Genomic DNA, 14,791 nt, shown 5'->3' with positions numbered 1-14,791 from the left:
TTGCCGTCCCCGTTGAAGTCGCCGGTCGCCAGGTCCTTGCCCATGTAGTTGTTGCGACCCGGGTTCTTGTTCGGCAGGGACGTACCCGTGGACAGGCCGGAGGGTGACCCCCACAGGATCGTCACGGCGCCCTGAAAATGGTTCTCGCCGGTCGCTGCCACCGCGAGGTCGCCGTAACCGTCGCCGTCGAAATCCGCGGCGGTCCGCACCTCGCCGAACATGTCGTCGGCCTCGTCGGATCCGGGCACGCCAGGGCTCGCCTGAGTGATGCGCTGCTGCTTGGGGCCGGGCCCGGTGGCAGTGCCGAAGACCACGGTGACACCGCCGCCCCCTCTTGCGCTGAAGCTCGAGTACGCGTAGTCGCGGTACCCGTCGCCGTTGAAGTCGTCGCCGTGCCGCGCGGGCGCGGCGCTCGCTGCCGCGGTGGGCAGAGCGAGGGGGATGAGGCCCGCTACCACGAAGGTGGCGAGCGTAGCCGTTGTGCGGACGGGCATGAGTATCGGGGCTCCTTGTGATCGCGCAGGCAGGGGGCTCAATCGGCGGGCGAACGGGGCGCGCGGCCGCTGGTTCGCAGGGCCCCACGCCGTTCACCGAAAGTCTCCTGAGTGACGCGTGGGGTCCACCAACAGGAGACCAGCAGTGGGGCCGAAAGGTTGCACGTTGACGCAGAAGAACCTGGCAGGTGAGCTGGACCTCATGTACCCGGCCGGCCAGCAGTGGCGGCCCAGGGAAGCCACCCGTCAGCGGGTGATCGAGCAACTCGGGTTCGATCCCTTCGAGGGGCTGCAACATCACAGAGTGTCTGGAGAACCGTCCGGTTTCTGCTCGAAAGCCAGCCCGCCCGGCAGCGCCCGCTCGGGCGGGAGCTCGGAGCGGGCCTCGGCGAGCATCGGCTGGATGGGAGGAGACAGCACAGTCTTCGGTCACCTCCAGGCCGAGGTGGATCTGCTGTAGGGGGAGCGGCTGCTCCTCGGCGCGGCCTGCTGCCGGATTTGTGATCGCATGGCAGGAGCCGCGAGCACGAGCGCTGCGTTCGGGGGCGTCGTCCCGGCAGCCGGCGCCCTCGGGGTGCAGCTTCACTCTTTCTGTGTCCCGCGAGCGCCCCGGCTGGTTCCTGGCTTCTTCCCTCGGGGGCGTCAGGGGCGCGGGTGATCTTCCTGGCATCGGTCCTGCCGGAGGAAGTGCCCGTGCCACAGTGACCTTGGCAGTGCAAGGGCGGGGAGGGCGGGGGCAGTCGTGCGGCGTGAACGAGGACTTCCGGTGCTGCGGGGGAAGGACCTGGTACGCGCCGGGGTGGACATCGCGGCGCTGCGGGAGATCACCGTGGTGCTGGGGCGTTCCGGCAGTGGTAAGTGGCACGTTCCCGCGACAGGTTCGAGTTGGCGCAGTCACTGCCGGTACGCAGAGCGTCTGACTGGTACTGCGCTGGTGCTTCTTGATGTCGTGGACCAGGTGTGCCGGCATTGTGCGCCGCTGGTGGTGGTTGCGCCGGGCGGGGAGGCACGGTTGCGTCCTGAGAAGTGGTGTACCGGCTCCCACCTGATCCGGGCGTTTGTCCCGGCGTCGGAGTGAGGGTCCGGATATAAGAACGGCCACCGGCTGATCTTCGAGTTGTCGAAGGCTCGAAGGAGATCAGCACGATGACCGCACCAGACAGTCTGCCCCTGCACGTCCTCGCCGAGGACAACCTCGCTGCGGCGAGTTCCGATCTGCTGCGCGCGATGGTCAAGACGTTCGCCGACGCGCTCATGTCCGCGGAGGCCGATGCTCTCTGCAACGCCGAATACGGGCAGGTCAGCGAGGAGAGAGTCAACCACCGCAACGGTTATCGCCCGCGCGAGTGGGACACGAGGGCCGACACCGTCGAACTCGCCATCCCCAAGCTCAGGTCCGGCAGTTACTTCCCGCACTGGCTCCTCGAACGCCGCCGCAGGGCCGAGCAGGCCCTCATCAGCGTGGTCGCCACCGCCTACCTGCTCGGCGTGTCCACCCGCAGGGTCGAGAAACTGGCCGAGTCCCTCGGCGTCACGCAGCTGTCGAAATCACAGGTCAGCGCCATGGCCAAGCATCTGGACGAGCAGGTCACCGCGTTCCGTAACCGGCCACTGGACGCCGGGCCGTATGCCTTCGTCTGGGTCGACGCACTGACCCAGAAGGTCCGCGAAGGAGGCCGGATCATCAACGTCCACGCCCTGATCGCGGTCGGCGTGAACGCCGACGGGCACCGCGAGATCCTCGCCCTCGACGTCGCCACCGCCGAGGACGGCGCCGGCTGGCTCGCCTTCCTGCGTTCGCTGATCGCCCGCGGCCTGAGCGGGGTCCAGCTCGTCGTCTCCGACGCCCATGCGGGCCTGGTCGACGCGATCGGCGCGGTCCTGCCCGGCGCCTCCTGGCAGCGATGCCGCACGCACTACGCACGAAACCTGCTCTCGCAGGTCCCGAAATCGGCTCAGCCGTGGGTGGCCACGCTCCTGCGGACCGTCTTCGAGCAGCCCGACACCGACGCCGTGAAAGCCCAGATGCGTCACGTCCTCGACGCCTTGGAGGCCAAGTTCCCCAAGGCGGCAGCGCACTTGGACACCGCCCAGCACGACCTTCTGGCCTTCACGACCTTCCCCCACGAGATCTGGCGGCAGATCTGGTCGAACAATCCGCAGGAACGGCTGAACAAGGAGATCCGCCGCCGCACCGACGTCGTCGGGATCTTCCCCGACCGCACCGCCGTGATCCGCCTGGTCGGCGCGGTCCTGGCCGAGCAGAACGACGAGTGGACCGAGGCCCGCCGCTACATGGGCCGCGAACTCCTCGCGAAGGCCCGCCTCCGCCCGATCGAGTCAGAAACCGACAACACCGACCTGGCCACCGAACTCACCGCATAGCCTCGAAACGAGATCACCGAGTGGCCGTCGATACACCACTCCAGCGGACGTGACCCACTCAGGCTGCCCGTCTGTCCCGACCTGACACAGTTCCCAGCCGTCTGTCGCGGGCCCGTGCACGTTCCATCTCTGGTCGCGCAGACACGGGGGAAACAGCGGCGATAACGAAGGCAACAGTTCTCGAAACAGACAGCTTTGCAACCACCTTGCGATCGTTCCGGATGCGGGCCGGGTATTCCCAGAAGGAACTGGCCGACTTCAGCACGCCGAGCGTGCGGGCCATACGGGACCTGGAGCTGGGAAGGGTGCGGCGGCCCCGCCGCGAGACGATTCGCCTGCTCGCCACCTCCCTCCGCCTGAGCGCCGATCAACTCGCCTCCCTGGAGACGCTGGCACTCGGCTCACTGTCGGACGAGTCCCTGATGGTGATCTCCGGCTGGGACGCATCCCGGCTGCCCGCCACCGACACCCGGCTCGCCGTGAGAGCAAACTCTTCGGTGCCGATCGCATGGATCACCCAGCCCGCCGGCACCATCACGGGGCGGGCACGGCGGAGCTCAATCGCTGCTTCACCAGAGTGGCCACCTGCTGCTCATGGGTGTCAAGGAAAAAGTGCCCGCCAGAGAAGACACGGATCTCCGTGTCCCCATCAGTGTGCTCCGACCACGCAGCGGCCTCGTCGACGGGGGTCAGCGGATCGGAGTCACCCACCAACACTGTGACGGCCGACCGGAGCCGGGGGCCGGGCTGCAAACGGTAGTTCTCAGTGGCCCTGTAGTCGTTGCGGACCACCGGAAGGATCATTTCCTGCAACTCCTCGTTGTCGAGGAGGGCCGGGTCCGCACCCCCGAGGGACACCATATGCGCGATCAGCGCCTGGTCGCCCTGGGTGTGCACGGACCCCGGGGCGTACCGGGACGGAGGGCGCCGACCAGAGGCGAAGAACGCCCGCAGCGACAGGCCTCGGGTGGCCTCGTACCTGCGCGCCGTCTCGAAGGCGACGAGCGCGCCCATGCTGTGCCCGAAGAACCCCAGCGCGGCGCCAGAGCGTCGGCCGAGGGCCTCGGCTATCGGGGCAGCCAGCAGCCCGATGTCGTCGACGAGCGGCTCTCGCCAACGATCCTGCCGTCCGGGGTACTGGACGGCGAGCACCTCCACCTCGGGTGCCAGCGCCGCCGAGAGGCCGAAGTAGCTGCCTGCTGACGCGCCGGCGTGCGGGAAGCACACGAGCCGTGCGGTGGCATTCGCGCTCGGATGAAAGATGCGGAACCACTTGCTGTCGGGCCTGCTCACAGGCTGTCTCCGCTCAGTTGGAAGAGTGGGGGACGAGGACGGTGCTCGGACGGCTCAGGCCCCTTCGGACCCACCGATGAAGTCCGCCATGGCGGCTACGGTCGGTGCTTCGAACAGTGCGCGCATCGGAATGCGTGCCGAGAGCCGCTTACGCACCAGCGACAGCAGCTGCACCGCGACAAGGGAGTTACCGCCGAGATCAAAGAAGTCGTCGTCCGCGCCGATCCGGTCGACCCCTAGCACCTCGCTCCAGATCTGGGCGAGCGGTGCTGCGAGCCCCTCCAGGACGACGGGGCCCTCGCCCTGTCGGCTGACACCGCCCTCCGCGGCGGCGCCCACCCCGAGCTCCGCTTCGACGATGCTGTGCGTCACATCCCGGATGTGCGGGATGAGCTCGTTCATGGGCACTGCGGTGATGGACGCCTGTTCGCCCAGATCCGTCGCCAGCAGCCGGTGAAATGCCTCCGCGCCGTCGGTGGGCCGCATCAGACGGTCGGCGTCCGCTTCGGCCGGCGGGCGGGTGGCGCTCGCGGCTGTTCCGCGCGCGACCGATGACGAGGCGGTGTCCGGGTCGACGCGGCGCAGCAGATAGTCGGTGACGGCGAGGACCTCGGTGCCCGTCTCGTCCACCAGCGACAGCTGTGCCGTAAGGAGTTCTCCGCCGCTGTCGGCCAAACGCTTGTGGCTCCACATCCGCTCCGGCAGAGGCCCTCGAACGAGGATCCTGCCGTATCCCATGGGCATGTACTCGCCGTCCGTCTGCCCGAAGGAGGTGGCCTCGTCCAGGAGGGCGGGATGCAGGCTCCATTCACCGAGTTCGGCCGCGACGGGCCCTGCCGCGACGAGCCGAGCCAGGGCCTCGGAACGGCCACGGTGGACGGTGCGCAGGCTCGCCCAACGGGGACCGAAGGTGATCAGACCCGAGTTGGACACCTCACCGGCGCCGTCGAACTCCCGTGCGCTCAGATCGCAGCGCTCCCGCACCCGGTCAAGGTCGATCCTGGCCGACTCGCCGGGCTCCACCCAGGCGGCCGTTCCTCTCGCATGCATCCGTTTGACGCCGCCCGCCAGGCTCAGGATCTCGAACTCCAGGCCCTCGGCACACGGCGCAAACATGACGCGCAATTCGACCGCGGAGTCCTCCTGCACCCCAAGCCAGTCCAGGAACGCGACATCGCGCAACTCGACCACATGACCGGGGCTCGGCCTGGGCGCGACCTCCTCGAAGGCCGCGTAGGCGAGTTCCAGGTAGCCCGTACCGGGCATCAACGGGGTTCCGGAGAGGCGGTGTTCGTCAAGGATCCAGTGCGTGCGGGGCAGGATCACTCCGCTGCACCAGGGCAGCCGGTCGGCGTCGCCACTGTGCACGCCGGTGAGCACGGGATGTTTCATCGGGGTGACATGCTCACCGCGTTGCAGGCCACGGAAGCTCTCCGGCGCGGCGATCTCCGCGGACATGCCGACCTCGGCCCAGCCGCTCCAGTCGATCGAGAACACCCTGGTGCCCCACCGGTGGTCGCTGTGCGCATACGCGTCCAGGAACGAGTTCGCCGCGCAGTAGTCCACCTGGCCGAAGCCGCCGGCGGCTCCTGCCACCGAGGAGCAGATAGCCACGAAGTCCGGTTTCAGGTCGGCGAAGACATCGTGCAGGGTCAGCGGCCCGAGCAGCTTGGGGGCGAAGACGGCCTCGGCAGTCTCGCGTGTCTTGACGGCCGCCATGCCGCCGCCCGCTACGCCGGCCGTGTGCAGGATCCCGTCCAGGCGGCCGAACCGGTCCAGGACGAGCTGCCGCACCGAGCGCAGGTCCTCGCGGCGGCTTACGTCCGCCGCGGCCACCAGCACCTGCGCGCCGCTCCTCTCCATGCGCTCGATGGCGGCGATCGCCCGCCCGGCCCGGTCAATGGTCCCGTGGACGGCGACGTAGTCCGCCCATTCCTCCCGTGGTGGCAGACCCGTCCTGGACACCAGGACCAGGCGGGGACGCACTCGGCGCGCCAGGTCCTCCGCGATGCTGATGCCGATGCCTCCGGTGCCCCCGGTGATCAGGTACACGCCGTTGGAACGCAGCCCGGCCACCGGATCGGTGGGGGCCGGCACATGTGTCTGGGCGTGTCCCTCCACCCAGCGCTTGCTGCCGCGCAGCGCGACCAGTTCGTACTCTCGGGCGGCGGAGAGTTCCGCAACTGCGGACCGGCTCAGCTCGGTGGCGGCCGACCGCGGGTCGAGGTCGATCTGCCGGGTGAGCAGCCACGGCGCCTCGAGCGGCAGGACGCGTACGACGCCTGCCACCGTCGCGTGTTCGGGGTGGACGACATCTCCGTCGGCGACGGCCTGGGTGCCCTTGGTCAGCACATCCAGCCGGACCGGCTCGGCGGGCTCGGTCACGGCGAAGGCCTGGGTCAGGAAGAGCAGGCTGAAGAAGCTCGTGTCCTGTGCCTGCCAGACGGCCTCGGCCGCGTCGCGTTCCGCGCTGGGGGTGACAGCGGGCGCGATGCGGTCCACGGTCCAGGCGTGCACAATCTGGTCTGGGAGTGCGCCCTGTTCCAGCAGCCCCGCCACCAGGGCGTCGTAATCCTCCCGAGCACCGGGCCGGACCTGGTACGAACCGTCGTCGAGGCGCGCGAAGAACTCCCCGGGCCACACCTCGGTCACCTGGGCGTCACGCGCGCGCAGAGCGGCCGCGAGCTCGGTGCCGGGTCCGGAGGCGAACAGAAGGCAGCCGGTGATCGGTTCCTGTGCGACGGACGCCGGAGCGCGACGCCAGCTTGGGACCTGGAACCACTCCTCGACCGGCCGCTGCCCAGACTCCTTCTGCGATTGACCGGCTTCGTCGGTGGTGGTCGGTTCGACCCAGTAGCGCTTGCGCTCCCATGGGTAGGCGGGCAGCGGCACCCGGTGCGCGGACCCGGCCTCGTCGGCCGGGTCACGCAGCCGCGCACCCGCCACCCACAGCGCCGCCGTGGCGGTCGCGAACTGCACCGCGTCCGTGTCCCGCTGCTTCAGGACGGGCAGGCTGTGCAGCGGCCGTGCCCCCGCGGGAGTCTGCGCCCCGGCCAGGTCGGCCAGCTGCCGGCCCGGACCGCACTCCAGCAGGAGCCACTCTCCCTTCGCCAGCACAGTCGCGACGCCGTCGGCGAACCGGACGGGCTCCCGCAGGTGGCGGACCCAGTACCCGGGGTCCTGCGCCTGCTCATCGGTGATCCACCGGCCCGTGAGGTTGGAGACGAAGGGGGCGCTGGGCGCCTTGGGTCCCGCGGCCCGTACCGCCGCATGGAAGTCCGCCAGCAGGGGGTCCATCATCGCGGAGTGGAAGGCGTGGGACGTCCGCAGCCGGGTGTGGGCGATCTCCCGTGCGGTGAGACGCCCGGCGAGTTCGTCCACCAGGCCGACAGGGCCGGACACCACACATGACCCCGGCGCGTTCACGGCGGCGAGGGCCAGACCCTCGTCGAGGTGCGGCAGCAGGTCGTCCGGGTCGCAGCGCACCGCGAGCATCGCCCCCGACGCGGTCTGCTGCATCAGGCGGCCACGCGTGGCGATCAGCCGTAGGGCGGCGGGCAGTTCGAAAACGCCTGCCAGGGTGGCGGCGACGTATTCGCCGACCGAGTGGCCGATCATCGCGGCGGGGGCGACTCCGTACGACTGCCAGAGCCGGGCCAGGGCGTACTCGACGGTGAACAGGGCGGGCTGGGCGAGTTCGGTGCGGAGCAGGCGGGCGTCGGCGTCCTGCATCGCGTCACCGCTCGCCAGCAGCACCTCGCGTATGTCCGCTCCCAGTTCGGGGACGAGCAGGTCCGCGCACCGGTCCACGGCGGCCCGGTATGCGGGTTCCGTATCGTACAGGCCGGCTCCCATGCCCGCGTACTGGGAGCCCTGTCCCGAGAAAAGGAGTGCCACCTGGGGCTGCTGACGGGATGTGACCGTCGTGAGCAGCCGTCGCGGGTCCGCCAGGCCCGCCGTCGCGTCGGCCGGGTCGACTGCCACCAGGGCGGCACGGTGGGCGAAGGCCCGGCGGCCGACGGACAGGGTGTGAGCCACGTCGGCAAGCTCCAGCTCGGGGTGCTCCCGCAGATGGCCGGCGAGCCGGTCGACCGCCGCGGTGAGGGCCGCGCCGGTGCGGGCCGAGATCCGCAGCACCTCGGGGCGCTGCGGGCCGGCGGCCCCGGTGTCCGGTGCCGGCCGCCGCGGGGCCTCTTCGAGGACCAGATGGGCGTTGGTGCCGCCGATGCCGAAGGAGCTGATCCCGGCCCGCAGCGGAAGCGCCCCTTCCGGCTTCCAGTCCCGGAGCCGGGCGTTGACGTAGAACGGGCTGGAATCGAAGTCGATGCGTTCGTTGGCCCGTTCGAAGTGGAGGCTCGGCGGAAGCTGGCCGTGCTCCAGGGCCAGCGTCGTCTTGATCAGGGCCGCGACACCGGAGGCCGGTCCCAGGTGGCCGATGTTCGTCTTCAGCGAGCCGATGCCGCACCAGCCGCGCTCGTCCGTGTTCTGCCCGAAGACCCGGGACAGCGCCGCGACCTCCACCGGGTCACCCAGCGGTGTCGCGGTGCCGTGCGCCTCCACATAGGTCACCGTGCGCGACGAAACCCCCGCGACGCCCTGGGCCTGCGAGATCACCGCGGCCTGGCCGTCCTCGCCCGGAGCGGTGAAGCCGACCTTGTCGGAACCGTCGTTATTGATCGCGTTGCCCAGAATGACCGAGCGGACGTGGTCGCCGTCCGCGAGGGCGTCCTCCAGTCGTTTGAGCACGACCACGCCGCCACCGCTGCTCCAGATGGTGCCGGAGGCCTGGGCGTCGAACGTCCGGGTGTGGCCGTCCTCGGACAGGACGCCTCCTTCGTCGTGCAGGTACCCGTGCCCCACCGGCAGTTCGAAGGAGACACCGCCGGCCAGGGCCATGTCGCATTCCCCGTTGCGCAGTGCCTCCACCGCGAGGTGCACGGCGACGAGCGAACTCGAACAGGCGGTGGAGACCGTGAGACTCGGGCCGCGCAGGCCGAGCTTGTAAGAGGTGAAGGTGGACAGGTACTGCGGGTGCGAGGCGATGGTGACCGCGAGCTCCCCGGCGGCGGCGTGCACACGCGAGTTGCGCCGGACGTTGCGCCACTGGTAGTCGTCCGCTCCGATGCTGCCGTACACACCGATCTCGCCCTCGTAGCGGGTGTGGTCGTAGCCGGAGTCCTCCAGCGCGGTGTGCGCGAGTTCGAGGAAGACGCGCTGCTGGGGGTCCCGCAGTTCCGCCTCCCGAGTCCCGATGCCGAAGAAGGCCGCGTCGAAGCGGTCGAGGTCGTCGAGGAGCGCGGTGGCCCGTACGAAGCGCGGATCGTCGAGTGTTTCCTGCGGCACCCCGGCGGCGGCCTGTTCCTCGGGCGTCGAGAACGTCACGGACTCGACGCCGTCACGGAGGTTGCGCCAGAACTCCTCGATGTTGCGCGCGCCGGGCACCCGGCACGACATGCCGATGACCGCGATGGGCTCGACGGCGCCGGGTGCGTCGTCGCCTGCGAGGGACGGGGCGTTGCTCGTCACCGTGAATCGCCTTCCGATCGTTTTCTGCTATGGGGGCGCGGCCAGTCGGACATCCGGGCGCCGGCGAGTCGGCCCCGTCGACGGGCGCGGATACGACGCTCGGCCTGATCCAGCCCCGGATCGGCGCCCGCGTCCTGAAGGTGTGCGGCTAGCGCGCGCACGGTGGGGTGTCTGAACAGGTCGACGACGGGGATGCGCCGCCCGAGCCGGGCGCTCAGTCGCTCCTGGACTTGGAGGATGGCGAGGGAGTGGCCGCCGATGTCGAAAAAGTTGGTGTCGGGCCCGATCGTTACCCGCCCCAGGACTCCACGCCATACCTCGGCCACCAACTGCGCGGCCGTACCGTGGATTTCACCGTCGGCAAGGGCCGGTGCCGGGTCCACGGGAGAAGCGCTGCGCAGCGCGTGGCGATCCGGCTTGCCGTTCGGGGTGAGGGGCAGGGCGTCGATCAGCCGGATCTGCGCGGGGATCGCGTAGTCGGGGAGCTTGCTGGTCAACTGCGCGCGCAGCGACTCGGCCGACACGCCGGGGTGCGCCGGTACGACGTAGGCGACCAGGGTGGTCTCGCGCTGTTCCGCGTCGGCCAGGACCTCCGCGTCGGCGACGTCCGCCAGCGTGGTCAGCATCGCCCGGACCTCGTCCGGCTCCACCCGGAAGCCACGGATCTTGACCTGATCGTCGCGCCGTCCGGCGATCACGACCGCTCCGTCGGGTCGGTGCCTTCCCAGGTCCCCGGTGCGGAAGAGGCGCTCGGACGTGTCCCCGAGCCCACCGGCCGCGTCCGTGCCGATGGGGTCCGCGCCGAGGTACTCGGTGGCGAGGTGGGAGCCGAGCACGGCGACCTCGCCCAACTCGCCGACCGCCGCGGGACGGCCGAGGGCGGAGAGCACCAGCAGCTGGGTGCCCGCCGCGCCGTGGCCCACGGGGACGCTGTCCGGCCCGTGGGCATCAGCGTCAGTGACCACGTGGAAGGACTGCAACTGCGGTGTCTCGGTGGTGCCGTAGCCGTTGACCAGCCGAGCCCCGGGCGCGAGTCGGCGCAGCCGGGTCACGTCCCCTCGGGTGAGCCGGTCCCCGGCCAGCACGACGAGCCGCACCTTCGGCAGCCGGGCCCGCCCGGCCGAGGCGAGCAGGCGGCCGTGCTGGGGAGTCAGATGCAGCACGGTGACGCCGTGCGTGTCGAGCCACTCGGTCAGGCTTTCGGGATCACGCAGCAGACCCCGGTCGGGGACGAACAGCCGGGCACCCAGGGTCAGGGGGGTGAAGATGTCCCTGAGTGCCGGATCGTGTCCCAGTCCGGACAGCAGGGCGAAGCGATCGTCCTGCCCGAGACCGAGGACGTCCGGATACCAGGTCAGAAAGTAGGCGAGCGGGCCCTCCGCCGCGACGACGGTCTTCGGCACGCCCGAGGTGCCCGACGTGAACGAGAGATAGCCGCGCTGCGCCGGGTCGTGCCCGCGTGGCGGATCCCCGTCGGCGTCGGCCAGGTCGATCGTCGGCAGCCCGGAGAGTTCGTCGGCGCTCCGTGCTCCCGGGGTGACAAGCAACGCCCTGGCCCGTGCGGCCCGTGCCTGGCGCAGCAGGTGGGACGGCGGATGCGCGGCATCGAGGACGGCCCAGCGGGCCCCTGCGGCAAGGACGCCGAGAAGAAGCGCCGGAAAGCGGACATCGTGTCCCGCGAGGACAGCCACGCTGTCCCCCGGACCGATCCCGGCCCAGCCCAGTCCCCGGGTCGCCTGTCGGGCGAGTGCGGAGAGCTCCGCCCGGGTCAGCTGCCCGCCGCTGCCCTGGACGGCGATCTCATCCGGGGCTTCGGCGGTGCGCTGTTCGATCCGTTCCACCACGCCCTGCGCCGGGCGCCCGCCGGGCGCGCAGGGAACGGTGGCGCCCCGCGGCCGGCTCGTCGCGACGGCCCGGCTCGCCGACGCCGCACCGACCCTCCGCTCGGGAGCGGCCAGCAGGTCGGCCAGGAGGGTCGTGTAGCCGGACAGGAAGGCCTCGGTCCGTTTCCCGGAGAACAGGTCCGGGTTGTACACCGTCCGCAGCTTCAGCCGGTCATGGCCCTGCTCCGCGTAGAGGGTGAGGTCGAAGAGGGCCCCGGGCAGGCCGGCGGGGAGCGGGCGCGTGGCGAGTCCGTCGAGGTGCAGCGGCACGCCGTGGAAGTCGTGGAGGTTGAAGAGCACCTGGACCAGGGCACCGCGCGCCGGATCGCGGCCGAGTCCCATGGCGCGGACGATCTGCTCCAGCGAGGTGTCCATGTGGTCGCGCGCGGCGGCGAGTTCGGCGTGGGCGCGCCGGACGTGTTCTGTGAAGTCGGCCTCGTCGTCGACCACGAGCCGCAGCGGCAGAATCTCCACGCAGGGGCCCACGAGCGACTCGAAAGCGGTGTGCCGCCGGTCGGCGAAGGGCGCGCCGATCACTAGGTCGCGCTCCCCGGTGAGCCTGCGCAGCAGGAGGCCGAAGGCGGCGAGGAGCACCGCACCGGGCGTGGTGCCGAGGCGCTCGGCCAGCTCCTGTACCCGGCGGGCGGTCTTCTCACCGGCGTCGGAGTGGGCCTGGGCGCCCCGGAACGTCTGTACCGGCGGACGCACATGGTCGCGCGGCAGGTCGAGCACGGTGGAAGCCCCGGCCAGATGCTCCCGCCACCACGCGGTGTCCGCGGCGGAGCGCTCGGCCCTGCGCTCGCGCAGCCAGGCGGCGTAGTCGGCGAACGTGGTCGTGCCCACCGCCGGGCGGCGGGCTCCGGGAACCTGACGTTCGGCGGCGTAGTGGGCCCCCAGTTCGTCCAGCAGGACCTCCTGGGACCAGCCGTCGAAAACCGCGTGGTGGAAGCTGAGGGCCAGCACATGGTCCTCGGGGCCCAGGCGTAGCAGTCGGGACCTCCACAGGGGCCCCGCAGCCAGGTCGAAGGGTGTCCCAGCCTCCTGCTCCAGGACGGCCGCGAGCACGTCCTCACCGGTGCTCTCCCCGGGTTCGGGCAGCAGCTGTTCGGCTTCGGGCGGCGACAAAACCGTGGCGTAGGGGATCCCGTCGTCGTCCTGGACGCGCCAACGCAGGACTTCATGCCGTTCCACGACGGCGCGCAGCGCACGGCGCAGCGCGTCGAGGTCCGCCGGGCCCGTGCACCGGTAGGCGAGGGAGATGGTGTGGACCGGTGCGCCGCCGGCGAGTCGCTCCACGAACCACATGCGCCGTTGCAGGGACGTGAGTCCTGGATGGCTTCCCGAGGGCAGCGCACGATGGGCGAGGGGTGGGCAGGTGGCGACCCGGGCGGCGAGACGTTCCAGGGTGCGGGCGGTGAAGACGTCCGCCACCGACACGTCGCGCCCCAGCTCGTGGCGGAGCGTGGACACCAGTCGCATGGCCAGCAGGGAGGTGCCGCCCTGCTCGAGGAAGTCGTCGTCGAGGGCCGGCTCGGGGTCCCCGAACAACCCGGCCCAGACACCGGCGACGGCACGCTCGTCGGGGGTGTAAGGCGGGCGCCCGCCCGAGGACCGTATGCGTTCGATGCGGCGCAGCGCGGCCATGTCCGTCTTCCCGGCGGCCGTCAACGGCAGGGTGGCGAGCAGGACCACCCGGGTGGGGATCATGTACGAAGGCAGTCGGCCCGCGCAGTGCCGCACGGTCTCCTCGAAACCCGGAGCGTCCAGGGGAGTCACGTACACCGTGAGGTTGTCGTCTCGGACGTCCGCGACGACCTGCCCGACCTGCGGGTGGGCACGCACCACACTCTCGACCTCGCCCAGTTCGACACGCTGGCCGCGGATCTTGACCTGGCGGTCGCCGCGGCCGAGGTACAGGAGCTGTCCCCGTTCGTCGAGCAGCACGCGGTCGCCGGTGCGGTACAGGCGCTCGCCCGGCCGGGAACCGAAGGGGTCCGGGACGAAACGCTCGGCCGTGAGCCCGGGGCGGCCCAGATAACCCCGGGTCACCTGCGGGCCGCCGATGCACAGTTCGCCGGGGACGCCCGGCGGGCTCGGTCTGAGGTCCTCGCCGAGGACGTGCGTGGTGGTTCCCGGCAGCGGCATGCCGATGGGGAGCGGGCTGTGCCACTCGCCGCTCAGTTCGGCGCCGGTGACACAGACGGTCGTCTCGGTCGGCCCGTACCAGTTGTGGAAACGGCGGCCGTGCCGCCGGGTCCAGCGGGCCACCTGTTCCGGATCCGGGGGTTCGCCCGCGGTGATGACGTCGGCCAGGGCGGGGAGCCGGTCGGGCTCCAGCAGGGGCAGCAGAGGCGGTGCGATGGCGCCCCATGTCACCTCATGGGCCTCGAGGAACGCCTGGAGACGGCCGGGATCCGTCCGATCACGGTCCGGTACGAGCTGGACGCAGCCGCCCCGTGCGAGGGGCACGAACACGTCCAGGACGGACACGTCGAATCCGAAGGACGAGAAGGCCACCGCCCGTCCGGCAGGACCGTCGCCGAACCGGCCGCCTGCCATTGCGACGAAGCCGGCGGCGTTGCGGTGGGTGACCACGACGCCTTTGGGCCGTCCCGTCGAGCCGGAGGTGTAGAGCACATAGGCGGCGTTGGTCTCCCGCGGCGCCGCGGACACGGGGTGCGCGCCCCCGTCCCCCGAGGGGCGAGCCGCAGCCGGACCGCCGGGTCCGTCGAGCCGTACACGGTGCGATACCAGCCCGTCGAGTCGGGCGTCGCCGGCCTCGTCCACGAGTGCGACGGTGATGTCCGCGTCCGCCACCACCTCGGCGAGGCGTCTCCGCGGGTGAGCGGGGTCGAGGGGCACGTACGCGCCCCCGCTCAACAGGACGGCGAGGACGGCCGTGAGCAGAGCCGGCGTGCGGTGTCCGCAGACGCCCACACGGATCTCGGGCCCGGCGCCCAGTCGGCGCAGTTGCTCGGCGAGACCGGCGGCGCGGTCCGTCAACTCGCCGTAGGTCAGGCGGTCGTCCCACTGCCGGACGGCAGGGGCCGTCGGCGTCAGCGCCGCCTGGTCGAGCACCGGCGTGTGCAGCAGTTGCCGCCGTGTGCGGTCGTGACCGGTCATCCCTGGCAGAGCGGATGTCCTCAACGGACCCTCCTGGTTCGGTGACGGGTGATGAGCGATCCCTGGACGCGGCGCGGGTTCTCGCCC

At 70.9% G+C, this 14,791-nt stretch carries 5 protein-coding genes and 2 pseudogenes; 3 read left to right on the top strand and 4 right to left on the bottom strand.

Features of this window, described 5'->3' with window-relative positions; genetic code table 11:
• Window positions 1–494, bottom strand: a pseudogene (locus OO52_RS17635) (FG-GAP-like repeat-containing protein); the annotation flags it as partial.
• Window positions 495–660: 166 nt separating this feature from the next.
• Here OO52_RS17635 and OO52_RS50840 point away from each other — a divergent pair.
• The 3 genes and pseudogenes from OO52_RS50840 to OO52_RS47370 form a co-directional block, all read left to right on the top strand.
• Entirely contained in the window at window positions 661–954 is a 294-nt protein-coding gene (locus tag OO52_RS50840) for a hypothetical protein (RefSeq protein WP_158712514.1), read from the top strand.
• 686 nt (window positions 955–1,640) lie between these two features.
• Window positions 1,641–2,879 (top strand): IS256 family transposase, encoded by a 1,239-nt coding sequence (locus tag OO52_RS17625; RefSeq protein ID WP_030644002.1) that lies wholly within the window; start codon window positions 1,641–1,643, stop codon window positions 2,877–2,879.
• Between the two features lie 206 nt (window positions 2,880–3,085).
• A pseudogene (locus OO52_RS47370) lies at window positions 3,086–3,250 on the top strand (helix-turn-helix domain-containing protein); the annotation flags it as partial.
• A gap of 163 nt (window positions 3,251–3,413) precedes the next feature.
• On the opposite strand, the gene OO52_RS17620 reads toward OO52_RS47370, so the two are convergent.
• From OO52_RS17620 to OO52_RS17610, 3 genes are read right to left on the bottom strand one after another with little or no spacing between them, the layout of a single operon-like run.
• Entirely contained in the window at window positions 3,414–4,172 is a 759-nt protein-coding gene (locus OO52_RS17620; protein WP_030644000.1) for a thioesterase II family protein, read from the bottom strand.
• 54 nt (window positions 4,173–4,226) lie between these two features.
• Window positions 4,227–9,698 carry a type I polyketide synthase gene (locus tag OO52_RS17615; protein WP_106972009.1) on the bottom strand — a complete coding sequence of 1,824 codons (5,472 nt, stop codon included), beginning with the start codon at window positions 9,696–9,698 and terminating at the stop codon, window positions 4,227–4,229.
• Entirely contained in the window at window positions 9,695–14,704 is a 5,010-nt protein-coding gene (locus tag OO52_RS17610; RefSeq protein WP_030643996.1) for a non-ribosomal peptide synthetase, read from the bottom strand. Before OO52_RS17610 ends, OO52_RS17615 begins: the two co-directional genes overlap by 4 nt.
• Between the last annotated feature and the right edge of the window lie 87 nt (window positions 14,705–14,791).

Source organism: Streptomyces flaveolus (genome assembly GCF_000716535.1).
Lineage (GTDB): Bacteria > Actinomycetota > Actinomycetes > Streptomycetales > Streptomycetaceae > Streptomyces > Streptomyces flaveolus_A.
Note: the sequence above shows the minus strand (reverse complement) of the source record. Positions and strands in the feature narration are given on the sequence as shown.